The sequence below is a fragment of the Rhodococcus sp. HNM0563 genome (assembly GCF_012726195.1).
Lineage (GTDB): Bacteria > Actinomycetota > Actinomycetes > Mycobacteriales > Mycobacteriaceae > Rhodococcus.
The window spans coordinates 122,610-145,378 of the sequence record NZ_JAASAF010000003.1 but is presented as its reverse complement, the minus strand read 5'-3'; the positions used below and the strand labels follow the sequence as shown (position 1 = coordinate 145,378).

The window sequence follows — 22,769 nt, the reverse complement described above, 5'->3', positions numbered from 1 at the left end:
GTTACCGAGCCGAAAGATGCACTGTGATGAGGGTGCCCCATTCGGCGTACCCCGACACCGCGGCGAGCCCACGTGCCGAAAAATTGTCGCGGCGAGCTCGCCACAGAGGGATGAGGCCCGCATCGAGTGCGTCGTGCGTGCAGAGCGTCGCTACCGTGGCGCCGAGCCCGAGACGTCGATGCTCCGGTGTCGTGAGGACCCGCACATCAGCAAGGAGCGACTGAAATTCGCGGTAGCTCGCGGCGGCGAGCGGCTGGTGGTCGTCGTCGAGCAGGACGAATGCGCGATCGGGTACATCCGCGCCGAGTTCGGTGCTGTCATCGGGCGGACAGCGTCGAACCAGTTCGGCGAGGTCCGCCGGGTCGTGCGAGATCAAGGGATTCTCGACGCGAATCGCATCTGTCCACTCCGGACACAGACCGAGTACTTCGGTGCGGGCCGCGTAACCTCCGGCTGCAGCGCGCACGGCGCGCTCGTCTGCGGGCGCAGCGAGGGTGGTGACGGCGGACAGGGCGGGTTCGGGGCCCACCACCGCGAGAGTGTCGCCGATGCTGAGCACTCGGACCGTATTGGCCGTATCGTCCACTTTCGTCACGAGGACACCGGGGGAGAGGGCGTCGTCGGCGAGTCCGAGTTCGCGGCACCACGCGAGGGCCGCGATGCTCGAGAGATGGTGATCCACACGGATACCGTATCCCCGGACCGGGGAGAGGATGTGCTGTGAGATCAGGGGACGAGCCCGCCGTACCCGACGCTCACTGGGCGGCACTCACCGCATTGTGCCTGGGATTCTTCATGATTCTGGTCGACAGCACGATCGTGTCGGTGGCGAACCCGGCGATCATGCGAGCCTTGGAAGCCGACCTCGAGAGCGTTGTGTGGGTCACCAGCGCCTATCTGCTCGCGTTTGCGGTGCCGCTGATGATCACCGGCCGTCTCGGCGATCGGTTCGGGCAGCGCCGAATCTATTTGTCGGGTCTGGTGGTATTCACCTTCGCGTCGCTGTGGTGCGGGATGTCGTCTTCGATCGAGACGCTCATCGCGGCGCGTGTGCTGCAGGGGTTCGGGGCGGCGCTGATGTCTCCGCAGACCATGGCGGTGATCACCCGTGTTTTTCCGTCGGACCGGCGAGGCATGGCGATGGGCATCTGGGGTGCGATCGGCGGGGTCGCAACGCTCGTCGGGCCGCTCGCGGGTGGGGTGCTCGTCGACGGGTTCGGCTGGGAATGGATCTTCTTCGTCAACATTCCGATCGGACTGGCAGGTTTCGTGCTGGCTCTCCGATTCGTGCCCGCCCTCCCGACTCAGGCCCACCGATTCGATGTGCCGGGGGTGGTGCTCAGTGGCGTCGGGATGTTCTTCCTGGTGTTCGGACTTCAGGGGGCAGGCGAGAGCCCGTGGTCGTCGAATGTGTGGACGAGTGTCGGCATCGGCGTCGTATTTCTGGTGATCTTCGTGTGGTATCAGTCGCTGGGGCGGGACGAACCGCTCGTGCCGCTGACGCTGTTCCGCGATCGGAACTTTGCACTTGCCAACATCGGGATTGCGTCGATCGGCTTCGCGATCACTGCCTTCATGCTTCCGCTGATGTTCTATGCGCAGGATGTCCGTGGGCTCGATCCCACCGAGTCGGCGCTGCTCATGATTCCGATGGCGGTGTTGAGCGGTGCGTTCGCACCTTTCGTCGGACGCCTCGTCGATCGGGTACACCCGCGGTATGTCGCGGGCCCCGGTTTCGCGCTGCTGGCCGTTGCGTTCGTGTGGCTCTCGCTGGCAATGACTCCGGACGCGCACCTGTGGCAGTTGCTGATGCCGATCGGACTGACCGGTTTCGCATCGGCGGGCGTCTGGTCGACGCTGTCGACCACAGCCACCCGCAACCTCGATCCCCGGCTGGCGGGCGCGGGTTCCGGCGTCTACAACGCCACCCGGCAGTTGGGTGCGGTCCTCGGCAGCGCGGCGATGGCAGCGGTGATGGCTGCGTCGTTGTCCAGGCGCGGTCTGGGAAGCGGGTTGTTGCAGCGGGACAGCATCGACGAACTGCCCGGCTCGATACGTGAGGCGTACGCGGTGTCGATGGCGCACTCGATGTGGCTTCCCGCGGCGGCATTGACGCTGGGTTTCCTCGCTTCGGCGTGTTTCGCACGTCCCCCGCGGGTCGAGATCCGGGGTATCGAGGAACCCAGTTCTCCGGCCAGAATGTGACCCACGCCATATAGTGCAAGCACGGACGGTGTTGGGAGGTGGCAATGTCGCTGGCAGTCGTCGGAATATCCACGCGGGCGGACTGGCTGCAGAGTGAGCGCGCGATGCACCGTTGCGGAGGGATTCTGCACTACGACGATCTCGAACCGTGCCTTGCCGAAATGCTCGATCGCAGTGCATTGCGGTATTCGCAACGTGTCGCTGCGGTGGACGCGGACGGCCACACGATCACCTACCGCGACTTGTGGACCGAAGCGGCGAAGGTGGCGGGAGGGCTCCTCGATCAGGGCGTCGGTCCCGCCGACCGAGTTCTGGTGCATCATCCGAACGGCTTCGAGTGGCTCCGCGCATTCCTCGGGGTCGTACTCGCCGGTGGTGTGCCGGTCCTACCGGATCCCACGTGCAGCGACACCGAGATCGACTGGATGGCATTCGACAGCGGAGCGGTGCTCATCCTGGACGGTCCCCTTCCCGAGGGAGTTCCGTTCCTCGACGGCGGTGCCTCGCCCGACGAGCTCGCACTGCTCTACTACGTCCGAGGCTGTGGCGGTGACCTGCGCGGCGTGGAACTGACCAACAGGAACGTTCTTTCAACGATCGAGGCCGTCGGACATGCCATGGACCTGGCGGACGAGCCCGGACGCACCGTGATCACCGCGCCGCTGTCCACCGCGGTGGGATGCAGCGTGCAGTTGCTCCCGACCCTCGCGTTCGGTGGGACCGCCGTCGCGGCGGGCGCGCGAGGGACCCGCGTGCCGTGGCGACACCTTCGCGCCTCGTTCCCGGCTTCACGTTGCATTCGTGGGTGGGGTGTCGCGGAGACCGGAGGAATCGGTCTGCTGCTTCCATCGGAGCATCGCCGCGGACATCCGCGCAGTGTCGGTGTGCCCTTCGGTGGAATCGAGGTCGCGTTGCTCGGCCCCGAGGCCGAGCAGGGGAGGGGAGAACTGCTGTGCCGCGGACCGAGCGTCGCCCGCGGCTACTGGAACAACCCGGCAGCAACTGCCGAGATGTTCGACGACGGCTGGTTTCGCACCGGCGACCAGGTGTCCATCGACGCTGCAGGCTTCGTCAACCCTGTCGCGGTACTGGTGTCGTGACGTACGACCTTGGGCCGCAGTACTTGTGACCTGGAGCGCTTTCGCAGGTCAGGTATCATTTCTCGGAGCCGTATGAGGGTGCATTGCCTTCACGGAGAGGCACACACCCGCTTGGAAAGGCGATGGGGCATTGGTCGAGGAAGGCGCGGTCCTGCACGAGCACGGCTTGGCGGAACTGCACGTGCACATCGAGGGAACCCTCGAACCTGAGCTGATCTTCGCTCTCGCGGAACGCAATCGGATCGAGCTTCCGTACCGGGACCTCGATGATCTGCGCGGGCGATACGAGTTCGGCGACCTCGTGTCGTTCCTCGACCTCTACTACGCCAACATGGAAGTCCTGCGCACCGCAGAGGATTTCGCCGATCTCGCTCGCGCTTACTTCGCGAGGGCGGCGCGGGCGGGTGTCACGCGGGTCGAGTTCTTCTTCGATCCGCAGGCCCACACCGCACGTGGAGTGGAGTTGCGCGAGGTCGTCGACGGTCTCGCCGACGCCGCTGCCGGTGCGCAGCGCGAGTACGGGCTCGACGCGGCGATGATCGCGTCGATTGTGCGCGATCGCCCGGTGGCCGAGGCGAACGACACCTTCACAGACCTGATGAAGATGCAGGCCCCGATCATCGCCCTCGGACTCGACTCGGCGGAGGTCGGGTATCCGCCGTCACTGTTCGAGGACGTGTTCGCCCGTGCTCGCGCGGAAGGACTGCGCATCACTGCGCATGCCGGCGAGGAGGGACCGCCGGAGTACGTCCGGCAGGCACTGGATCTCCTCGGCGCCGAGCGCATCGACCACGGCATCCGGTCACTCGAGGATCCCGATCTCGTCGCACGTCTTGTGGAAGAGCAGATCCCGTTGACGGTGTGTCCGTTGTCGAACGTCCGGTTGCGAGTGGTCGATACGCTGGCCGATCATCCGCTGCGCCGCATGCTCGAAGCGGGATTGTCGGTGAGCGTGAACTCCGACGATCCGGCCTACTTCGGCGGGTATGTGGACGACGCATTCACCGCTCTGCGAGAGCACCTGGGCTTGACGGACGAGGAAAGAGCGGTCCTGGCGCGCAACTCGATGCGCGCAGCATTCCTCTGATTCCGATCCGGTACTACGCACCGAGTACACGTCGTAGACAGGCGTTGTCGAACATGCGCTGCGGATCGACGCGGTCGCGCACTGCGAGGACGTCGTCGAATCGGGGATATGCCTCGCTCAGTTCGGCGGCGGTGAGGCTGTGCAGCTTGCCCCAGTGAGGGCGTCCGCCGACGGATCGTGCGATGGCCTCGACTGCCGAGAAGTACTCGCGATGCTCGCCTCGATGGAACTGGTGCACCGCGACATAGGCGGTGGCGCGCCGATGGGCGGTGGACAACCAGACGTCGTCCGCGGCAGCGAAACGCACCTCGATCGGAAACCCGATCCGCAGCTCGGTGCGGCTCAGCCAGGTGGCGATGTCCTCCAGGACCGCGGGTAGCGCCTCGACCGGTATCGCGTACTCCATCTCCTTGAACCGCACACGCCGATTCGACGCGAACACCCGGTGGCTGCGATCGGTGTAGGTGCGCTCCGACAGCGCGCGCGCCGACACGGAATTGAGTCGGGGGATCAACGAGGGTGCCCGGGTTCCCAGGTGCTGGAAGGCGTTGAACACGCCGTTGGAGAGGATCTCGTCGTCGACGAATCCTCGTATCCGACCGACGGGGTCGACGGGCGTGGCTCCGGGCAGCCGCGTGTTGGTTTTGGTGAGCACGCCATCGGTGTGAGGGAACCAGTAGAACTCGAAATGGTCGGCGCGAAGCCGGTCGTCGAGGCTGTCGAGCGTCTCACTCAGCGAGGAGGGCGTCTCATGGGCACGCAGGCGGAACGCGGAGACGCACTCGAATGTCACGTTGGAGAGAATGCCGAAGGCCCCGATCCCGAGCCGGGACACCTCGAACAGGTCGGGGTTGTGCTCGGGCGAACACTCGACGATCGATCCATCGGCGAGCACGGTGGTCAGCGCCCGAACCTGCGCGGAGAGGCCGGTGAAATTCGTGCCCGTTCCATGCGTTCCGGTGGAGATCGCTCCGGCGACGGATTGGACGTCGATGTCGCCGAGATTGGGCAACGCGAGACCGAGTGACCACAGTTCTTCACTCAGCTCGTGCAGGCGCGTCCCGGCCCGTACGCTCACGAGCGCGCCGGTGTCGGTGGGTGAGACTGCCTCGATCCCGGTCATCCGGTCGAGTGAGACCAGAGTGCCGTCGGTGACCGCGACACCGGTGAACGAATGACCGGCGCCGACGGCTTTGACTCGCCGATCCTGTTCGGCGGCGCGCACGATCACTGCTGCGAGTTCGGGTGTGCTGCCCGGTGTGTCGAATTGTTGCGGGCTCGCGTGCTCGGTCCGTGCCCAGTTGTGCCAGGTCGCCATCTCCACATGATCGACCTGGACACGCGTTCAGGTCAATAACCCGCTTCGGCGCGTGTCTCGAACTACCATCGGGACATGTCGAACCGGTTGCCTGCGGACGAGCGTCGAACCCAACTCGTCGAATCTGCACTGGAACTCGCCGAAAGGGGTGGCGTCGGCGCGGTCACCGTCAGGGCGGTTGCGGAGAATGCCGGGGTGTCGCTGGGGGTGGTGCACTACTGTTTCGACAGCAAGGAAGCCCTCGTCGTCGCGATGGCCGACAGTCTGATTCAGCAACTTGCCGACACCATGCGCACCGCGTTCGACATCCCCAACCACGAACCGGCGCCGCAGGGTGTTCGTGGTCTGCGGGAACTGCTGTTCAAAGGACTCAGTGCTGCGTGGCCGTCGATCGAGGCGACCGCGGGCCGTCAACTTCTCACCTACGAGATCACCACCTACTCGCTTCGTCACCGCAATGCGGGCGCGCTCGGTGGCGACATCGCCATGCAGCAGTACCGCATCATGGACGAGCAGGCGCACGCGTTCCTGACAGCATGTGCCGAGCAGACCGGGACGATGTGGACGGAGCCGATCGAATCGGTGGCGCGTACCGCGCTCGCACTCATCGACGGGTTCACGCTGCGCTGGCTCGTCGACCGGGAAAGCGATTCGATCGTCAGCGAACTCGACGATATGGCGGCGATCATCGCGGCCCGCGCCGTCGACAGGTCATGACCCGCACCTCCACACCGATGGGACAACCATTGAGTACCGCTGTACCCGGCAACACCGCTGTTCTCGACCGTCTCGATGCGGCGACGTCGGATCTGGATCCACCGTTCGCAGCACTGGACCTGACAACATTGCGGCACAACGCAGCCGATCTCGTCCGTCGCGCGTCGGGCACGCCGGTGCGGGTCGCGAGTAAGTCGGTGCGTTGCCGGGCTGTGCTCGAGGAGGTGCTCGGCGCCGGTCTCACGGCGCAGGGCGGATTCCGCGGGATCATGGCGTACTCGTTGCGCGAAGCGCTGTGGCTCGTCGAACGCGGTGCCCGCGACATCCTGCTCGGATATCCGACCGTCGACCGGGCGGCGCTCGCGGAACTCGCAGCGAACCCCGTCGCGCTCGGATCCGTGGTCCTCATGATCGATGCTCCCGCCCAATTGGATCTGATCCGAAATTCCATGGGTACCGGGGCGGTCCGACCTCGAGTGTGTCTCGATGTGGATGCATCGCTGCGTGTCGGCCCGGTACACCTCGGGGTGCGGCGGTCACCGTTGCGCACCCCCGATCAGGCGTCGGAACTCGCGCGGATCGCGGTGGCAGGCAATTTCGACGTCGTCGGAGTCATGTTCTACGAGGCGCAGATCGCAGGACTGCCCGATTCGTCGCTGCCCGTCCGGATGGTCAAGAAGATGTCGGCGAAGGAGCTCGCCACACGGCGCGGCGACGTGGTCGAGGCGGTCCGTGCCGTCTCCGGGGATCTCGAGATCGTCAACAGCGGCGGCACCGGCTCGCTCGAGGTGAGTTCGGCCGACCCGGTGGTCACCGAGGTCACCGCCGGGTCCGGCCTGTACGTACCGACACTGTTCGACACCTACGACGCCTTCACACCGAATCCTTCGTTGTTCTTCGCATTGTCCGCTGTCCGCAAGCCCGCACCGTCGATCACCACCCTGTTCGGCGGCGGGTACATCGCGTCGGGACCACCGGGCGCAAGCCGTGTTCCCCGGCCGATCCGGCCCGCAGGCCTGAAGCTTCTACGTAACGAGGGTGCAGGCGAAGTGCAGACCCCGGTGCACGGCCGCTCCGCAGCGGATGTCCCGATCGGAGGGCGGGTGTGGTTCAGGCATGCGAAGGCAGGAGAGCTGTGCGAGAGATTCGCGCAGATCCACGTCGTCGAGGCCGGTGCCCGCACTGCCGTTCCCACCTACCGGGGCGAGGGACACTGCTGGTGAACGATCGGCGGTGGTGAGCGGATAATGCACCCATGCCGTTCTTCGACGGGGCCGCAGGCCGCATCCACTACCGCACCTGGAATATCGACGATGCGTCGGTGGGCGTCGTCTTTGCACACGGATTCCGGCAGCACACCGCCGATTACCACCGTTTCGCGGCGGGGCTCGGTGCCCGCGGTATCGCACTGTGGGGCATCGACCTGGCCGGGCACGGATTGTCCGAGGGCGAACTCGATGCGCCCGGGTCCGTCGAGTCCCACGCGGCCGATCTGTCCGAATTGACGGTGATCGCGGAGAACGCCGGGATCCCGCTTGTGCTGATGGGACATTCGCTCGGTGCGGCGTCTGCGCTCGCGTTGCTGCGCACCGACGCCGTCCGCTTCCGGGCCGCGGTCCTGTGTGGGACTCCGCGCTCGGCGACACGACCGGAGTTCGCTCGGGCACTCGTCCGATCTGGTCTGCCCGTCCTCGCCGTGCACGGCCTCGACGACCGGCTCGCCCCCGTAGAACCGGTGCGGGCATGGGCCATGGAGGTCCCGAATCTGCAGTTCGACGAGTATCCCGACGCGGGGCACGATCTGCTTCACGAACCGGTCCATCGTGCCGTCACCCGTGACATCGCAGAGTTCGTCCTCGACGTCACCGCGCAGCCCTGAACGCTTCCTGCGGACGAACGAGGGTGCCGTCCATCTCGGCCAGGCGAGTGGACGGCACCCTCGTTCGTGCAGTGCCCGGTCGGGCCGGCGGATCAGGCGTAGATCGCCTCGATTGCCGAACCGTGCTTGTCGTGGATGATGTTGCGCTTGAGCTTGAGTGTCGGGGTCAGCTCGCCGGTCTCGATCGTGAAGTCGGTCTCGAGGATGCGGTACTTCTTGATCGCCTCGGCCTTCGACACCTTGGCGTTCGTGGCCGCCACGGCCGAGTCGATCTCGGCGATCAGGTCGGGGTTCTTGATCAGGTCTGCGATCGCGGTGCCCGCAGGCAGGTTGTGGCGTTCGAGCCAGCCCGGGAGGGTCTCCGAGTCGATGGTGATGAGTGCGCCGATGAACGGCTTCGAATCACCGACGACGAGAACCTGGCTGATCAGCGGATGCGCACGCAGGGAATCCTCGAGGATCGCGGGTGCGACGTTCTTGCCGCCTGCTGTGACGAGCAGTTCCTTCTTGCGTCCGGTGATCGAGATGAATCCCTCGGCATCGATCGTGCCGATATCGCCGGTGTGGAACCAGCCGTCACGGATCGAGTCGGCGGTGGCCGCGTCGTTCTGCCAGTAGCCGTCGAAGACCACGGGTCCCTTGAGGAGCAGTTCGCCGTCCTCGGCGATCTTCGCGGAATGCCCATTGAGGGGCCGTCCCACCGTGCCGACCTTCTGATGTTCCGGGGTGTTCATGATGATGCCGCCCGTGGTCTCGGTGAGGCCGTAGCCTTCGAACACCGTGACGCCGATGCCGCGGAAGAAGTGCCCGAGGCGCGCGCCGAGAGCGGCGCCGCCCGACACGGCGCGGGTCGCGTTGCCGCCGAGTGCATCGCGCAGCTTCCCGTAGACGAGCTTGTCGAACACCGCGTGCTTGGCCTTGAGCACGAGGCCGGGGCCACCCGATTCGAGTGCCGTGCTGTACTCGATCGCGGTCTCGGCAGCCTTGTCGAAGATCTTGCCCTTGCCGCCGTCGTAGGCCTTCTGCTTCGCGGAGTTGTAGACCTTCTCGAACACGCGCGGAACGGAGAGGATGAAGTTCGGCTTGAACGCGGCGAACTGGTCGAGCAGTGTCGTCAGATCCGAGGTGTGACCCACCGTGACCTTGTGGTCGAACGATGCGAAGGAGATCAACCTGGCGAACACGTGGGCGAGGGGCAGGAACAGCAGCGTGCGCTGTCCGGCCACCATCGAATCGGGCAGTCCGAGTTGTGCGGCGGTCGACTCGGCGAAGAAGTGACGATGCTTGAGCTGCACGCCCTTCGGCTTGCCGGTCGTGCCCGAGGTGTAGATGAGGGTGGCGGCGGATTCCGCGTTCACCTGCTTGCGACGTTCGTCCACCTGCTCGTCGGTGAGTGCAGCGCCGCGCGCGGTGAGTTCCTCGATTGCGCCCTTCGAACCCGAGACCGGATCGATCTGCAGGAGCTCGCGCACGGTCGGGGCAGCCTCGGCGACCTCGCGAACGACGTCGGCCTGCTCGGTGTTCTCGACGACGAGCAGGGATGTTCCCGAGTCTTCGAGGATCCACTTCGACTGGTCGGCTGCGGAGGTCTCGTAGATCGCGACAGTGGCACCGCCTGCGGTCCAGATCGCGTAGTCCAGCAGAACCCATTCGTAGCGGGTGCTCGAGAGGATCGCGACGCGGTCGCCCAATTCGACTCCGGACGCCATCAGGCCCTTTGCCACGGCCCGGACCTCCGCGGCGAACTGGACTGCCGTGACCGGAACCCACTTGCCGTCGATCAGGCGCTCGAACGGCACGAAGTCGGGTGACTCCTTCTCGTGCCGGAACACCGAATCTGCCATCGACACGTCGTCCGGAATCGCGAACGACTGCGGAACGGCAATCTCACCCATCTGTGACCCCTCCATCTTCTTGAACTTGCGGTGTGCATTGCATCACAAAATGTCCGCTTTCGCACCATCCGTGCTGCCGGTTTTGAGAAGTTCCAGGGTTCATTGTGCGTGATCTGTGACACGAAAGCTACCCGCAGGTAGCTTGACGCGGACTTCAGGTTCGCGTCGTTCACGTGTTGTCGCGCAGGACTCCGGCGGCTTCGTCGTCGCTCAGCTGATGGAAGTCGGAGTAGGCGGCACCCACGGAGTCGTGGTCCTTGGGGATCCATGGACAGATCACCTCGTCCGCGTCCCGGCCTACCCGGCGCACGGCTTCCGGTGAGGCAATCGGAACGGCGAGCACCACCCCTGCGGCACCGGCGGCGCGTGCGGCCATGCATGCGACCGCCGCGGTTGCTCCGGTCGCCATGCCGTCGTCGACGACGACGGCGGTGCGCCCGTCCAGCGCGACACGTTCGCGACCGGAACGCAGCAGTGCACCACGACGTTCCAATTCGATCTGCTCGCGCTCCTGCACGGCTTCGATGGACTCGGTGCCGATCCGGGTGAGCCGAACAACCTCATCGTTGAGGACCCGGATGCCACCCTCGGCGATTGCCCCCATGGCAAGTTCGGGTTGCCAGGGCACCCCGAGCTTGCGGACGACGAGCACGTCGAGGGGAGCGCCGAGAGTGCGGGCGACTTCACGGGCCACGGGCAGACCGCCGCGGGGGAGCGCGAGAACGACGGTGTCTGCTCCACGGAGATGCTCGACCGAGCGGGCGAGCCGCCGGCCTGCTTCCACGCGTGAGGAGTACCGCCGCACCACCCCAGTATGAACCCCGCCCGGTGTCGACTCTCCCGTTCGGTCCGGTGCCGACTCTCCCGGTGGGAACGGTGAGCATGCTCCGCCGCTCTACCAGCGGGTAGAGTCCGGGATCGAGGGTCCTCATGAGTGCCGACACACGCCTGCTCGGGGCGTGTTTCGGCACACTCTTGCGTGGGTGTGGCACGGAAACGGCGCGCCATCCGATAAACTGCTGGTCAAATGAGTGAAATCGAAAACGCCCCCGACCAGGAGACCGCATCCCTCACGTTTGCCGATCTCGACATCGACGACCGTGTGCTGAAGGCCCTTTCGGACGTGGGTTATGAGTCCCCGTCGCCCATTCAGGCGGCAACCATCCCACCACTGCTGGAGGGTCGGGACGTCGTCGGTCTCGCTCAGACCGGCACCGGTAAGACCGCCGCGTTCGCAGTGCCCATCCTCTCCCGGATCGACACGTCGAAGAAGCGGCCCCAGGCGCTCGTGCTCGCGCCGACCCGTGAACTCGCGCTGCAGGTCGCAGAGGCTTTCGGGAAGTATTCGTCCCACATCCCGGGCTTGCACGTGCTGCCCATCTACGGCGGCCAGGCCTACGGTGTCCAGCTCTCCGGGCTGCGTCGCGGTGCGCAGGTCATCGTCGGCACCCCCGGTCGTGTGATCGATCATCTCAGTAAGGGCACCCTCGACATCTCGGAGCTCGAGTTCCTCGTTCTCGACGAGGCCGACGAGATGCTCACGATGGGCTTCCAGGAGGACGTCGAGCGGATTCTCGCCGACACCCCCGAGACCAAGCAGGTCGCGTTGTTCTCGGCGACGATGCCCGGCGCGATCCGCCGGCTGTCGAAGCAGTATCTGAACGATCCGCAGGAGATCACGGTCAAGTCGAAGACCACGACCTCCTCGAACACCACCCAGCGCTGGGTGCTCGTGTCGCACCAGCGCAAGCTCGATGCGTTGACGCGGATCCTCGAGGTCGAGTCGTTCGAAGCGATGATCATCTTCGTCCGGACGAAGCAGGCCACCGAAGACCTCGCCGAGCGACTCCGCGCCCGGGGCTTCTCCGCCGCGGCCATCAACGGCGACATTGTGCAGGCGCAGCGTGAGCGGACGATCGGTCAGCTCAAGAGCGGTGCGCTCGACATCCTGGTGGCAACCGACGTCGCGGCCCGTGGCCTCGACGTCGAACGCATCAGCCACGTGGTCAACTACGACATTCCTCACGACACCGAGTCGTATGTTCACCGCATCGGACGCACCGGTCGTGCGGGGCGAAGCGGCGACGCGTTGCTGTTCGTGGCGCCGCGTGAGCGGCACCTGCTCAAGTCGATCGAGCGGGCCACCCGCCAGCCGGTCACCGAGATCCAGCTGCCCAGCGTCGATGACGTCAATGCACAGCGTGTGGCCAAGTTCAACGACTCGATCACCGAGGCGTTGACGTCCGAGCACCTACAGCTCTTCCGCACGTTCATCGAGGACTACGAGCGCGAACACGATGTTCCGCTGGCCGACATCGCGGCCGCGCTCGCTGTGTTGTCCCGCGACGGCGATTCGTTCCTCATGGAAGAACAGCCGGAGCCCATCGCCCCGGCTCGTCGTGAGCGGGAGCCCCGCGAGCGTCCGCCCCGTCGTTTCGACGACGGCCCCAAGGTCGGTCGCGACGGTCAGGAGATGGCGACCTACCGCATCGCAGTGGGTAAGCGGCACCGAGTGCAGCCGGGCGCGATCGTCGGTGCGATCGCCAACGAAGGTGGCCTGCGCCGCGGCGACTTCGGGCACATCAGCATCCGCGCCGACCACAGCCTTGTCGAGCTTCCCAAGGACCTGCCGCAGCAGGCCCTCGAGGCGCTGCGCGCCACACGGATCTCCGGTGTGCTGATCCAGCTTCAGCGCGACACCGGTGCGCCGGGCGGACGGCCCGGGGCATATCGCGGTGGTGATCGTCGCGGCGGAGACCGACGTGGAAGCGACCGCGGAGACCGCGGGGGCGATCGCCGCGGTGGCCGTAAGGACTACGGCAGCGGCGACTTCACCCACCGCAGCGATCGCGGTGGCCGTGGAGGCTTCCGCGACTGAAAGTCGCTCACAGAGAATCGATCACGGCGCCTCCGCCAGCACATCGGCGGTGGCGCCGTCGATCGATTCCCGAATGATGTCGGCATGACCTGCGTGCCTGGCCCACTCTTCGATCTGATGTAGCACCAGGAATCGCACGGTGAACGGCACGCCCTGATCGAGCCAGACCGCAGCCCCCGCCGGAATCGCGACGATGCGGTCGAGGTCGGACTCCGCGCGCAGCCTTTCGGCGAAACGGTCGGCGGTGGCGTCGAGGCGGGCCACCTGGCCGGCGACGGATTCGTCGTCGTCGACCTTCCATCCGGCCATCCACGCTTCGACCGGATCGGTGGTGCGGTTCTGCTCACCGGAGATCCGGTCGATGGTGGCCTCGAGTCCGTCGATCAGATGATTCAGCAACGATGCCAGGCTCATCTTCGATGCACTCGGGATGTTGCGTGCCTGGTCGGCGGTCAGCCCGGACAACGATCCACGAAGTCCGGCGAACTGGTTTCCGAGGATTGTCAGCAGCAGTTCGGCTTCTCGTTCGGTCTGTGTCGTCATGGGTGAAGTATCGGCGCATTCGCGGACACCTTCGGTCCGGAATCTGCGAACTGGGTTCGATACAGTTCGGCGTAGCGTCCCCCGGCGGCGAGCAACTCCTGGTGCCTACCGCGTTCGACGATGCGGCCCGCCTCGACCACGAGAATCTCATCGGCCGCCCGGATCGTCGACAAGCGATGAGCGATCACGACCGATGTACGACCCGCGAGTGCCTCGGTGAGTGCTTCCTGCACAGCAGCTTCGGACGTCGAATCCAGATGCGCGGTCGCCTCGTCCAGGATCACCACACGCGGCCTAGCCAGCAGCAGACGGGCAATGGTCAGTCGCTGACGTTCACCACCGGAGAGGCGGTAGCCGCGTTCCCCCACGACCGTGTCGAGACCATTCGGCAGGCTTCGGATCAGTTCGTCGAGCCGCGCGCGGCGCAGAACGTCCCACACCTGCTCTTCTGTGGCCTCGGGGCGGGCCAGCAGCAGATTCCCGCGTACCGTGTCGTGGAACAGGTGGCCGTCCTGGGTGACGAGGCCGACCGTGTCCCGGAGAGAATCCGCCGTCAACGTGCGCACGTCTGTGTCGCTGAGCAGCACAGCCCCCGAATCGATGTCGTACAACCTCGGAATCAATTGTGCGATGGTGGATTTCCCCGCCCCGGAGGATCCGACGAGCGCGACCATCTCGCCCGGCTCGACGCGGAACGACACGTCGTGCAACACCGTCTCACCGCCGCGCGAGTCGAGCACCGCGACCTCTTCGAGCGACGCGAGTGACACCTTGTCGGCCGAGGGATAGGCGAACCCGACGTCGCGCAACTCCACTGAGACAGGGCCGTCCGGAACCGGCTTCGCGTCGGGGATCTCGCGGATCAGAGGGGTCAGGTCCAGGATTTCGAAGACGCGCTCGAAGCTCACCAGTGCACTCATCACGTCCATTCGCGCGCTCGCCAGTGCGGTCAGCGGGGCATACAGGCGAGTGAGCAACATGGCCATTGCCACGACCGAACCCGGATCGAGCTGCCCGCGTAGCGCGTAGAAACCGCCGAGCCCGTAGACCAAAGCGAGCGCGAGAGCGGAGACGAGAGTCAGGGCGGTCACGAACACGGTCTGGAGCATCGCGGTGCGAACCCCGATGTTGCGTACCCGTCGGGCGCGCACCGCGAACTCGGATGATTCGTGGGCGGGACGTCCGAACAGCTTGACCAGCGTGGCGCCCGGCGCCGAGAACCGCTCGGTCATCTGTGTGTTCATCACCGAGTTGTGGTTGGCCGCTTCGCGGCTCAGTTGCGCGAGCCTCGCCCCCATCGTGCGTGCGGGAATGATGAAGATCGGCAGCAACAGTAGTGCGAGCAGGGTGATCTGCCACGAGATGCCGAACATGACGACAAGGGTGATCACCAGTGTGACGATGTTTCCCGCCACACCGGACAGCGTGTCGCTGAATGCACGCTGCGCGCCGATCACGTCGTTGTTCAGCCGCGACACGAGCGCGCCGGTGCGAGTGCGGGTGAAGAACGCGATAGGCATGCGTTGCACATGATCGAAGACCGTTGTGCGCAGGTCGAGAATCAGATCTTCACCGATGCTGGACGACAGCCATCGGTTCACGATGCCCAATCCGGCCTCGACCAGCGCGATCGCCGCGATGACGATCGCCAGCCATACGATCACCGACAATGCGGCATTGTCGACGATCGCGTCGACCACGCGTCCCGCGAGAACCGGTGTCGCGACACCCAGTGCCGCGATGAGCACACTCAGAATCAGGTACGCAGAGATGTTGCGTCGGTGTGGTCGCGCGAACGCGCCGATTCTGCGCATCGTTGCGCGCGAGAACGGGCGCCGATCGCTCTCGGCATGCATCGCGTTGTACATCGCGTTCCACGCCGTGACTTCCATGCTCATGAGTGAATCCTCCTCGGGTCGCGCTCGACGTTAGAACCTCGAGCGCGCTCGAGGTCAAGCGTATGCGCACGTCCTGACAGAGGATCCTGCACAGAATCGCGGGAGAAGCAGAACAACGTCGTCCGCTGGACCCGAATGCGACCGCGGAGGCCATTTCGCGGCGATGGACCCGAGCTCCTCGTCGGGGACCTCCGTGAAGCTCAGTTCGCTACGTCGATCACCAGGCGGGTGGGTTCGGTGAGGGCGGTGACCGAGAACGGGGTGTCTGCGGCGGCCACCCCGATGAACGACTGTGTCACGCCCTCGAAGACACCCGATCCGTTGACCTCGACGACGGATCCTCCCGACGGTCCGAGCACCGGATTGGGACCCGAATACGGTTCGACACCGCTGTCGAACGGATACGCCGAACCGTCGATGAGAACCTGAATCACGGCGCTGCCCGCGAGGGGGATCTCGTGACCGCTGCCGTCCTGCACCGCCTGGTCGACGTAGCCGACACGCCAGCCCGGAGTGCCCTGCCCACCCATTTCGTACACGACACGGTCGAAGCCTTCATGCCGGCCGGTGCGGATATCGGTGACGGTGAGTTTCGCGCCGTCGCCTGCAGGGGAGATCTTGTCTGCCGTGTCGGTGGGGATCGTCGACGGAGCATCCGGTGCGTCGACCTCGGTCTCGATGGACACGGCAGGTTCGGGCGCGGGGTCTCCGTTGGCAGTGCACCCCGCGAGAACCAACGCGGCGGCGGTGACGGCGAGGGCGTGACGGGTGCGAAGCATGCGACTCATGATACGGCGTGACATCGCCGGATCGGGGGAGGCGCGGTCAGGCCTTGACGCGGCCGGATGTGAGTCGCACACTGCGACACACGATGATTTCAACACTCGGTGAATTGAGTGGACCATGAATGACACTTCCCCCTCCCCCGCCATCGACATCCGTGACCTGCACGTCCGGCGCGGCACCCACCGGGCACTCGAAGACGTGAATGTGAAGATCGCGCGCGGCTCGATCACCGGGTTGCTCGGACCGTCCGGTTGCGGAAAGACGACCCTGATGCGTTCGATAGTCGGCACTCAGATCGTCGAATCCGGCAGTGTCACGGTGCTCGGGCGGCCTGCGGGGTCCGCGGCCCTACGCCGCCGTGTCGGGTATGTCACCCAGGCGCCGAGCGTGTATCTCGATCTGTCGGTCACCGAGAATGTCTCCTACTTCGCTGCGCTCTACGGCCGGAGAGGCTCCGCCGTGGCCGACACGATCGCCGCAGTCGGTCTCACCGACCACGCACGCAATGCTGCGAGCGCTCTCTCGGGCGGTCAGCTCGGACGCCTGTCGCTCGCGTGTTCGCTCGTCGGAGCCCCCGAGCTTCTCGTACTCGACGAGCCCACCGTGGGGCTCGATCCAGTCTTGCGTGCTGAGCTGTGGGAGCACTTCCGAACTCTGGCGGCAAGTGGCACCACGCTCCTTGTCTCGAGCCACGTCATGGACGAAGCCGACCACTGCGACGAACTCGTCCTGCTCCGGGAGGGGCGGTTGATCGCGCAGCTCACCCCTGGAGAATTGCGTGATCGGACGGGGGAGTCGGGCCTCGAGAACGCCTTCCTCCATCTGATCCGAACCTCGTCGGGAGCATGATCATGAGCGCCGTCATCTACGCCGCCACCACCACCCGCATTCTTCGGCAGCTCCGATCCGACCATCGCACGGTGGCCATGATCGTGTTCGTGCCGAGTCTGCTGATGATCCTGTTGTACTTCATGTACCAGAACGCACCCGTCGGGCCGGGCGGCTTCTCGCTGTTCGATCAGATCGCCGTGACCATGCTCGGGATCCTCCCGTTCGTCGTGATGTTCCTGGTCACGTCCATTGCGATGCAACGAGAGCGAAGCTCGGGCACACTCGAGCGGCTTCTCACCACACCGTTGACGAAACTCGACCTGCTTGCCGGATACGGCAGCGCGTTCTCCCTCGCAGCGGCACTCCAGGCCGGGCTTGCATGCGCCGTGGCGTTCTGGCTGCTCGGCGTCACCAGCGCAGGGTCGGTGGCATGGGTGCTCGTGACGGCAGTGCTGGTCGCGGTACTCGGTGTGTCGCTGGGATTGCTGTGTAGCGCCTTCGCGCGCACCGAATTTCAAGCGGTGCAGTTCATGCCCGTGCTCGTGATCCCGCAGTTCCTGCTGTGCGGTCTGCTCGTCCCGCGCGATCAGCTTCCGGACTGGCTGCGCTGGATCAGCAATGTGCTCCCGCTCAGCTATGCAGTGGAAGCGCTGCAGGAGATCACCAGGAACCCGGGAACGACCGCCGTCATGGTGCGTGACCTCATCGTTGTCGCTGCTTTCGCTGCGGCAGCCCTGGCATTCGGCGCTGCGACACTGCGTCGGCGGACGGAGTGACCACCGAATCGCCTGGCGGCCGCCGTCCGGGCCGGCGCCCCGGTAACTCGGGTGCCCGCGAGTCGATACTCGTCTCGGCGCGGGAGCTGTTCGCCTCCAACGGGTTCGACAAGACGACCGTGCGAGCAGTGGCGGCACGCGCAAGTGTGGATCCAGCGCTCGTACACCACTACTTCGGCACGAAGATGGAGCTGTTCACCGCATCCATCGCGCTGCCCGTCGATCCTCGAGATGTTCTCGCGCCGGTATACGAGACGCCAGTCGAGGAACTCGGTCGTGCACTCGCCTCCGCACTCATCGGAGTGTGGGAGTCCCCGCACCGGGACGCGGCAGTCGCGATGTTCCGCGCGCAGATCGCGGGCGGCGACAGTGGGTTGATCCGGACGTTCCTGCTCGAGGTCGCGCTCGAACCATTACTGGACAGAATCGACCGTCCCGAAGGTACAGGCAGGTTGCGCGCCGAGTTGGTGGCAACCCAGATGACGGGCGTGATGCTCGTGCGCTACATCCTCGGGTTCGAGCCGTTGGCGTCGCTACCGTCCGAGCAACTCGTCGAGATCATCGCGCCGACAGTTCAACGCTATCTCACGGGCGAGTTACCCGGCGGCGCCGGATCGGATCACCACGGCACGCATCCGTGACGGTCGATGAACATCCCCGCCGGTGAATCAGCGGTACACGCCTCGACGATCGCGTCGGTGCCTTCCTCGACCGATTGCGTGCCGGAGAAGCCGTTGAGTGCGGTGGCCGTGTAGCCGGGATCGGCAGCCACGACCCGAATACCGGGGAGCGCCTTGGCATACATCGTCGTCACCATGTTCAAGGCCGCCTTCGACGACGGATACACCAGCCCGTGCAACGTCGATTCGATCCGTGCGGGATCGTTCGTCACGGCGAACGACCCCATCCCGCTCGACACCATCACCAACCGTGGCGACGGGGACTGTCGGAGCAGCGGCAGGAATGTATGGGTCACGCGGACCGGCCCGAGGAGGTTCACACCGAACACCGGAAGGAAATCGGCGGGCACGGTGTCGGCGGGTGCAGCGACACTACCCGCGATACCGGCGTTGTTGACGAGAACATCGAGACCGGTTCCGGATTCGGACACCGCCCGGTAGGCGGCAGCGACCGAGTCGTCGCTCGTGACATCGAGTTCGACGACGCGGACATCGGAGTCGGGGTTGTCGGCTCTGATCTTCCCCGCAACATCGTGTCCGGCTTCGAGATTGCGCACGCCCATCCAGACGGGGTGTCCGGCGGCGGCAAGACGACGGCAGGTTTCGGCGCCGAGGCCTCCGGTGGCGCCGGTGACGAGGACTGTGGATGCAATGTGAGTGGTCATGTCGACCACGGTCGCCCGCTGGTTCGCGTTCTACCAGGGCCGGACGATCGTGGGATCGACCGTACTACCCATATGCCACGACAAGACGTCATGCTGGATTCCATGGCGATCAACCGCACCGAGCTGGCGGCCGTGCTGCGCCGTGCTCGCGAACTGATCACGCCGGGCGAGGTCGGTCTGCCGTCAGGTGTGCACCGTCGCACGCCCGGGTTGCGCCGCGAGGAGGTGGCGATGCTCGCGGGGATCAGTGTCGACTACGTCGTCCGGCTCGAACAGGGGCGCGGATCGGTTCCGTCAGCGCAGGTCCTCGGAGCACTGGCCAGGGCGCTACGACTCGATCTCGACGGACGCAACCAGTTGTTCCATCTGGCAGGTGTTGCGCCTCCCGGCCCGGGCGTGATCGACATGCATGTGCGGCCCAGCGTGCTGCGCCTGATCGACAGGTTCGCAGACCTGCCCGTCGTGGTGATGAGCGCGAAGGGTGATGTCCTCGCGTGGAACGCGATGGCGTCTGCGCTGCAGGGCGATTGGTCGGCGATGCCATCGCATCGTCGCAACATCAACCGACTGCGGTTTCTCCCCGATCCAGCGGATCCTCGGATGAGCACGGTCGGTGCCACCGAGGAGGAATTCGAGGCGACGGCGGAGCAGTCGGTCGCGAGTCTTCGGTCTGCGGCTGCCCGCTACCCTGACGACACAGGCCTGACCGCGCTCGTGCATGAATTACGAACCGAGTCGGCACACTTCGCCGAGTTGTGGGACAAGGGCACCGTCGGCGGGTGGCGGAACCACACGAAGACGGTGAATCATCCCGCGTTGGGCCTGATCGTTCTCGACTGCGACGCCCTGCACATCCCGGATGTCGATCAATCGGTCATCGTGTATTCGGCTGCACCCGGTACACACGCTGCGGAGTCGCTCGCGTTGCTACGGGTTCTGGGTGTTCACGAGTGGGCAGGCGATTCGGCGCGATCGTGACGGCCCGGTCGTGACAGTGGTCGGACACTGAGAGCCGGCAACGGGGCCCTCAGGACGTCTGCTCACGCAGATAGGCGATGTCGTCGGCGAGTCCGCCAGCGGGGGTCTCCAGGATCACCGGCGCGTTCGCCTTCAACGCGACCTCGGCGAGCAACTGCGGGTCGATGGTGCCGTCGGCGAGATTCGCGTGGCGGTCGCGGGCGGAATCGAACTCGTCGCGAGAGTTGTTCAGATGCACGAGATCGATGCGACCGATCAGTGCCCGCACTCGCTCGACGGCGTCGACGAGATCCTCACCTGCCGCCCACGCGTGGCAGGTGTCGAGGCAGAACCCGACGTCGTAGTCGCCGATCGCATCCCACAGCCGGCCGATCGCGTCGATGTAGCGGGCCATCGCGAAATCCCCGCCCGCGGTGTTCTCGACGAGGATCGGCACAGCGAACCCGCCTTTGTCTTCCTGCCTCTCGAACAGTTTGCGCCAGTTCTGCACACCGGAGGCCACGCTCTCACCGTCGCGGACGTGCCCGCCGTGCACCACGAGGCCGAACGCGCCGATCTTCGCTGAGGCATCGGCGTGCTCGGCGACGGCTTTCCGCGACGGCATACGAAGCCTGTTGTTCAGACTCGCCACGTTGATGACGTACGGCGAGTGCACCACGACGTCGATCTCGGACGCGAGTATCTGCTCGGTACGAGGATGCTCACCCGGCGTATGCCATTTCTGCGGGTCCGACAGAAACATCTGCACCAGATCCGCGCCGAGCCGTTCGCCCTGACCGATGGGATCGTCGTCCTGCCGGACATGAGCGCCTATCCGCATGCCGTCCAGATTAGCCCCGCGAGGCGGTACTCCGAGTGATTACGCCTCAGGCTTCCCGACCGGGATGTCGGCGCCCAGATCGCCCGCGTCACCTTCGTGACCGCACGTGCAGCCCTCACCGCAGCCGCCGCCCCCACACGGTCCGGCATACGCGGTGTCGTCGGCATCGCAGTCGAGGACACCGCCGAATCGCGCTGCGAAGTCGTCGTCGAGTTCGTGTGTGAGGTCGTGGATCTCGTCGATCAGATTGATCAGATGCTGCGGCGCGAAAGGATCTGCGTCGAGAATCGTCGAGACGAGCAGGTGCCCGTCCTGGATGGTGAAACGCAGGCGAGCCCACTCGCTCGACAGGTCGGCCAGCTGATCGGCGGCCTTGGAACGGTCGGCGAGCTCACCGAGCAGCGACGACCAGATGTGCAGCTGCGGGCCGTCCTCCGCGACCGTCACGTACACACCGAACCCGTGGACGGGAATCGCGATGTCGCCGTCTTCGTCGGTCTCCGGTGCGCTGCCGAGCAGTTCGGCGAGCGCGCGGATCGCCAGGTCGCGGAGCTGCGTGTACTCCTCGGTTACGACCGCCAGCGCGCCGTCGATGCGGAGTGGTTCGGCGGGGAGGGACTCGGGAGCCGTGGTGTCCTGGCCGTGGTTGTGCTCGTTCATGCTGCCCTCGCTTGTGGTGCCTGCGGTCCGGGTATCGGCTGGAAGCCTAGCCGGTGTGGCCACTGCGTAGCCTTCCCCCAGTAGTCCGGCTTTCCGTTGCCTCACGACCCACGGCATGCCGGGCAATGGGAGGAAGGTTCCGTACCAGTGCGGTGTTCCGGTGAGCAGGACCGGCGGACGCCCGCAAGCTGTGAGGTCTGCTTCCATGCGGGGGCCGAGACAGGGAGGTCGCCGCATGGGCACATTGGATGGCAAGGTCGCGTTCATCACCGGAGCAGGTCAAGGTGTCGGGCAGGGCGTCGCGTTTGCGCTGGCGCGTGAGGGAGCCGCGATCGCGGTGACAGGTCGTACGGAATCGAAACTCGTCGACACTGTCGAGCAGATCCGCGGGTTCGGGGGTGTAGCCGAACCGATCGCCTGCGACATCTCCGATACCGAGCAGATCACCGCCGCGGTGGAGCAGACCGTGGAGCGGCTCGGGGGAGTGGACATCCTCGTCAACAATGCGAGCCTGAACCCGCTCGGGCCGGTCCTCGACCTAACACCCGAACTGATGACGAAGGCCTACGCGTCCGGGCCCATCGCGTCGCTCCACGCGATGCAGACCGTGTATCCGATCATGAAGCAGCGCGGCGGCGGCTCGATCGTCAACATGGTGTCGTCGGCCGCGGTGCGGTGGGACATGAGCGGCTACGGGGGGTACGCCTCGGTCAAGGAAGCACTGCGCAGCCTGACGCGGGCCGCCGCCGCCGAGTGGGGTGTCGACGGCATCCGGGTCAACGCGGTCGCGCCGCACGCCATGTCGCCCGGGTTGCAGTGGTGGACCGAGAATCGCCCCGAGGAAGCCGCTGCGTTCGTCAAGAGCATCCCGTTGCGTCGCATCGGCGATTGCGAGGAGGACATCGGGCGGGCCATCGCATGGATAGTCGGCGACGACGCCCGCTATCTCACCGGCGCCACCGTCCCCCTCGACGGCGGCCAGGCACGCTGGAGCTGACCATCCCTGATGGGCGCCGACCGTAAATCAGGGGAGTCCCCGATGGTGCGTCGACG

General features: G+C 65.7%; 22 protein-coding genes. 12 read left to right on the top strand and 10 right to left on the bottom strand.

All coding sequences use genetic code 11. The features are described from left to right. Position 1 precedes the first annotated feature (1 nt). On the bottom strand, positions 2-682 hold the full coding sequence (locus HCA61_RS07605) for a GNAT family N-acetyltransferase (protein WP_169687573.1): 681 nt from the start codon (positions 680-682) through the stop codon (positions 2-4). 38 nt (positions 683-720) lie between these two features. Here HCA61_RS07605 and HCA61_RS07600 point away from each other — a divergent pair, with 38 nt between their 5' ends. The 3 genes from HCA61_RS07600 (at position 721) to HCA61_RS07590 (ending at position 4,392) form a co-directional block, all read left to right on the top strand. Then, a complete protein-coding gene (locus HCA61_RS07600; RefSeq protein WP_308198754.1) occupies positions 721-2,205 on the top strand; it encodes an MFS transporter in 1,485 nt (494 codons plus the stop codon). A 44-nt stretch (positions 2,206-2,249) separates the two neighbouring features. Next, complete coding sequence (locus tag HCA61_RS07595) at positions 2,250-3,305, top strand: AMP-binding protein (protein ID WP_169687572.1); 1,056 nt, start codon at positions 2,250-2,252, stop codon at positions 3,303-3,305. A gap of 130 nt (positions 3,306-3,435) precedes the next feature. Beyond that, positions 3,436-4,392 (top strand): adenosine deaminase, encoded by a 957-nt coding sequence (locus HCA61_RS07590; RefSeq protein ID WP_240959037.1) that lies wholly within the window; start codon positions 3,436-3,438, stop codon positions 4,390-4,392. Positions 4,393-4,405: 13 nt separating this feature from the next. On the opposite strand, the gene HCA61_RS07585 is transcribed toward HCA61_RS07590, so the two are convergent. Continuing rightward, entirely contained in the window at positions 4,406-5,716 is a 1,311-nt protein-coding gene (locus HCA61_RS07585; RefSeq protein WP_346777511.1) for a D-arabinono-1,4-lactone oxidase, read from the bottom strand. 69 nt (positions 5,717-5,785) lie between these two features. On the opposite strand from HCA61_RS07585, the gene HCA61_RS07580 reads away from it, so the two are divergent. Genes HCA61_RS07580 through HCA61_RS07570 form a run of 3 tightly spaced genes read left to right on the top strand, consistent with a single transcriptional unit; the run spans position 5,786 to position 8,306 of the window. Beyond that, entirely contained in the window at positions 5,786-6,427 is a 642-nt protein-coding gene (locus HCA61_RS07580; RefSeq protein WP_169687570.1) for a TetR/AcrR family transcriptional regulator, read from the top strand. Positions 6,428-6,444: 17 nt separating this feature from the next. Next, positions 6,445-7,650: an amino acid deaminase/aldolase gene (locus HCA61_RS07575; protein WP_206039825.1), complete on the top strand. Its 1,206-nt coding sequence runs from the start codon at positions 6,445-6,447 to the stop codon at positions 7,648-7,650. 32 nt (positions 7,651-7,682) lie between these two features. Further along, positions 7,683-8,306: an alpha/beta fold hydrolase gene (locus HCA61_RS07570; protein WP_169687568.1), complete on the top strand. Its 624-nt coding sequence runs from the start codon at positions 7,683-7,685 to the stop codon at positions 8,304-8,306. Between the two features lie 92 nt (positions 8,307-8,398). On the opposite strand, the gene HCA61_RS07565 is transcribed toward HCA61_RS07570, so the two are convergent. Beyond that, complete coding sequence (locus HCA61_RS07565) at positions 8,399-10,201, bottom strand: long-chain fatty acid--CoA ligase (protein ID WP_169687567.1); 1,803 nt, start codon at positions 10,199-10,201, stop codon at positions 8,399-8,401. A 169-nt stretch (positions 10,202-10,370) separates the two neighbouring features. Then, the gene (locus HCA61_RS07560) at positions 10,371-10,985 is read right to left on the bottom strand and encodes a phosphoribosyltransferase family protein (protein ID WP_346777510.1); all 615 of its coding nucleotides are present in this window, start codon (positions 10,983-10,985) and stop codon (positions 10,371-10,373) included. A 243-nt stretch (positions 10,986-11,228) separates the two neighbouring features. On the opposite strand from HCA61_RS07560, the gene HCA61_RS07555 reads away from it, so the two are divergent. Beyond that, positions 11,229-13,079: a DEAD/DEAH box helicase gene (locus HCA61_RS07555; RefSeq protein ID WP_169687565.1), complete on the top strand. Its 1,851-nt coding sequence runs from the start codon at positions 11,229-11,231 to the stop codon at positions 13,077-13,079. Positions 13,080-13,100: 21 nt separating this feature from the next. Here HCA61_RS07555 and HCA61_RS07550 read toward each other — a convergent pair whose 3' ends face one another. From HCA61_RS07550 to HCA61_RS07540, 3 genes are all read right to left on the bottom strand, one after another. Continuing rightward, positions 13,101-13,622, bottom strand: coding sequence for a DUF664 domain-containing protein (locus HCA61_RS07550; RefSeq protein WP_169687564.1), 522 nt, complete (start codon positions 13,620-13,622; stop codon positions 13,101-13,103). Continuing rightward, entirely contained in the window at positions 13,619-15,520 is a 1,902-nt protein-coding gene (locus HCA61_RS07545; RefSeq protein ID WP_169687563.1) for an ABC transporter ATP-binding protein, read from the bottom strand. The genes HCA61_RS07550 and HCA61_RS07545 overlap by 4 nt, the downstream gene beginning before the upstream one ends. Before the next feature lie 200 nt (positions 15,521-15,720). After that, the gene (locus tag HCA61_RS07540) at positions 15,721-16,299 is read right to left on the bottom strand and encodes a hypothetical protein (RefSeq protein ID WP_169687562.1); all 579 of its coding nucleotides are present in this window, start codon (positions 16,297-16,299) and stop codon (positions 15,721-15,723) included. A gap of 124 nt (positions 16,300-16,423) precedes the next feature. Here HCA61_RS07540 and HCA61_RS07535 point away from each other — a divergent pair, with 124 nt between their 5' ends. The 3 genes from HCA61_RS07535 to HCA61_RS07525 are packed head-to-tail and all read left to right on the top strand — an operon-like array spanning position 16,424 to position 18,554. Next, positions 16,424-17,155, top strand: coding sequence for an ABC transporter ATP-binding protein (locus HCA61_RS07535; RefSeq protein ID WP_169687561.1), 732 nt, complete (start codon positions 16,424-16,426; stop codon positions 17,153-17,155). Between the two features lie 2 nt (positions 17,156-17,157). Beyond that, positions 17,158-17,913, top strand: a complete 756-nt coding sequence (locus HCA61_RS07530) for an ABC transporter permease (protein WP_169687560.1) — start codon at positions 17,158-17,160, stop codon at positions 17,911-17,913. Continuing rightward, positions 17,910-18,554, top strand: coding sequence for a TetR family transcriptional regulator (locus HCA61_RS07525; protein WP_169687559.1), 645 nt, complete (start codon positions 17,910-17,912; stop codon positions 18,552-18,554). The genes HCA61_RS07530 and HCA61_RS07525 overlap by 4 nt, the downstream gene beginning before the upstream one ends. Here the strand turns inward: HCA61_RS07525 and HCA61_RS07520 are convergent. Then, on the bottom strand, positions 18,533-19,258 hold the full coding sequence (locus HCA61_RS07520; RefSeq protein ID WP_169687558.1) for an SDR family NAD(P)-dependent oxidoreductase: 726 nt from the start codon (positions 19,256-19,258) through the stop codon (positions 18,533-18,535). The two genes, HCA61_RS07525 and HCA61_RS07520, sit on opposite strands and share 22 nt — an antisense overlap. A gap of 102 nt (positions 19,259-19,360) precedes the next feature. On the opposite strand from HCA61_RS07520, the gene HCA61_RS07515 reads away from it, so the two are divergent. Continuing rightward, positions 19,361-20,236: a helix-turn-helix transcriptional regulator gene (locus HCA61_RS07515; protein WP_240959036.1), complete on the top strand. Its 876-nt coding sequence runs from the start codon at positions 19,361-19,363 to the stop codon at positions 20,234-20,236. Positions 20,237-20,285: 49 nt separating this feature from the next. Here HCA61_RS07515 and HCA61_RS07510 read toward each other — a convergent pair whose 3' ends face one another. Next, positions 20,286-21,056: a deoxyribonuclease IV gene (locus HCA61_RS07510; protein WP_169687557.1), complete on the bottom strand. Its 771-nt coding sequence runs from the start codon at positions 21,054-21,056 to the stop codon at positions 20,286-20,288. A gap of 39 nt (positions 21,057-21,095) precedes the next feature. Next, positions 21,096-21,716, bottom strand: a complete 621-nt coding sequence (locus HCA61_RS07505; RefSeq protein ID WP_169687556.1) for a hypothetical protein — start codon at positions 21,714-21,716, stop codon at positions 21,096-21,098. 235 nt (positions 21,717-21,951) lie between these two features. Here HCA61_RS07505 and HCA61_RS07500 point away from each other — a divergent pair, with 235 nt between their 5' ends. Then, positions 21,952-22,713 carry an SDR family oxidoreductase gene (locus HCA61_RS07500; RefSeq protein WP_169687555.1) on the top strand — a complete coding sequence of 254 codons (762 nt, stop codon included), beginning with the start codon at positions 21,952-21,954 and terminating at the stop codon, positions 22,711-22,713. The last annotated feature ends 56 nt before the right edge of the window (positions 22,714-22,769 follow it).

Excerpts from the sequence above, each read along its gene's own strand:
- HCA61_RS07570 (WP_169687568.1), top strand. The coding sequence starts at position 7,683 with ATGCCGTTCTTCGACGGGGCCGCAGGCCGCATCCACTACCGCACCTGG.
- HCA61_RS07595 (WP_169687572.1), top strand. The coding sequence starts at position 2,250 with ATGTCGCTGGCAGTCGTCGGAATATCCACGCGGGCGGACTGGCTGCAG.
- HCA61_RS07545 (WP_169687563.1), bottom strand. The coding sequence starts at position 15,520 with ATGAGCATGGAAGTCACGGCGTGGAACGCGATGTACAACGCGATGCAT.
- HCA61_RS07575 (WP_206039825.1), top strand. The coding sequence starts at position 6,445 with ATGGGACAACCATTGAGTACCGCTGTACCCGGCAACACCGCTGTTCTC.
- HCA61_RS07555 (WP_169687565.1), top strand. The coding sequence starts at position 11,229 with ATGAGTGAAATCGAAAACGCCCCCGACCAGGAGACCGCATCCCTCACG.
- HCA61_RS07510 (WP_169687557.1), bottom strand. The coding sequence starts at position 21,056 with ATGCGGATAGGCGCTCATGTCCGGCAGGACGACGATCCCATCGGTCAG.
- HCA61_RS07530 (WP_169687560.1), top strand. The coding sequence starts at position 17,158 with ATGAGCGCCGTCATCTACGCCGCCACCACCACCCGCATTCTTCGGCAG.
- HCA61_RS07550 (WP_169687564.1), bottom strand. The coding sequence starts at position 13,622 with ATGACGACACAGACCGAACGAGAAGCCGAACTGCTGCTGACAATCCTC.
- HCA61_RS07500 (WP_169687555.1), top strand. The coding sequence starts at position 21,952 with ATGGGCACATTGGATGGCAAGGTCGCGTTCATCACCGGAGCAGGTCAA.
- HCA61_RS07520 (WP_169687558.1), bottom strand. The coding sequence starts at position 19,258 with ATGACCACTCACATTGCATCCACAGTCCTCGTCACCGGCGCCACCGGA.
- HCA61_RS07535 (WP_169687561.1), top strand. The coding sequence starts at position 16,424 with ATGAATGACACTTCCCCCTCCCCCGCCATCGACATCCGTGACCTGCAC.
- HCA61_RS07515 (WP_240959036.1), top strand. The coding sequence starts at position 19,361 with ATGGCGATCAACCGCACCGAGCTGGCGGCCGTGCTGCGCCGTGCTCGC.
- HCA61_RS07565 (WP_169687567.1), bottom strand. The coding sequence starts at position 10,201 with ATGGGTGAGATTGCCGTTCCGCAGTCGTTCGCGATTCCGGACGACGTG.
- HCA61_RS07505 (WP_169687556.1), bottom strand. The coding sequence starts at position 21,716 with ATGAACGAGCACAACCACGGCCAGGACACCACGGCTCCCGAGTCCCTC.
- HCA61_RS07580 (WP_169687570.1), top strand. The coding sequence starts at position 5,786 with ATGTCGAACCGGTTGCCTGCGGACGAGCGTCGAACCCAACTCGTCGAA.
- HCA61_RS07540 (WP_169687562.1), bottom strand. The coding sequence starts at position 16,299 with ATGCTTCGCACCCGTCACGCCCTCGCCGTCACCGCCGCCGCGTTGGTT.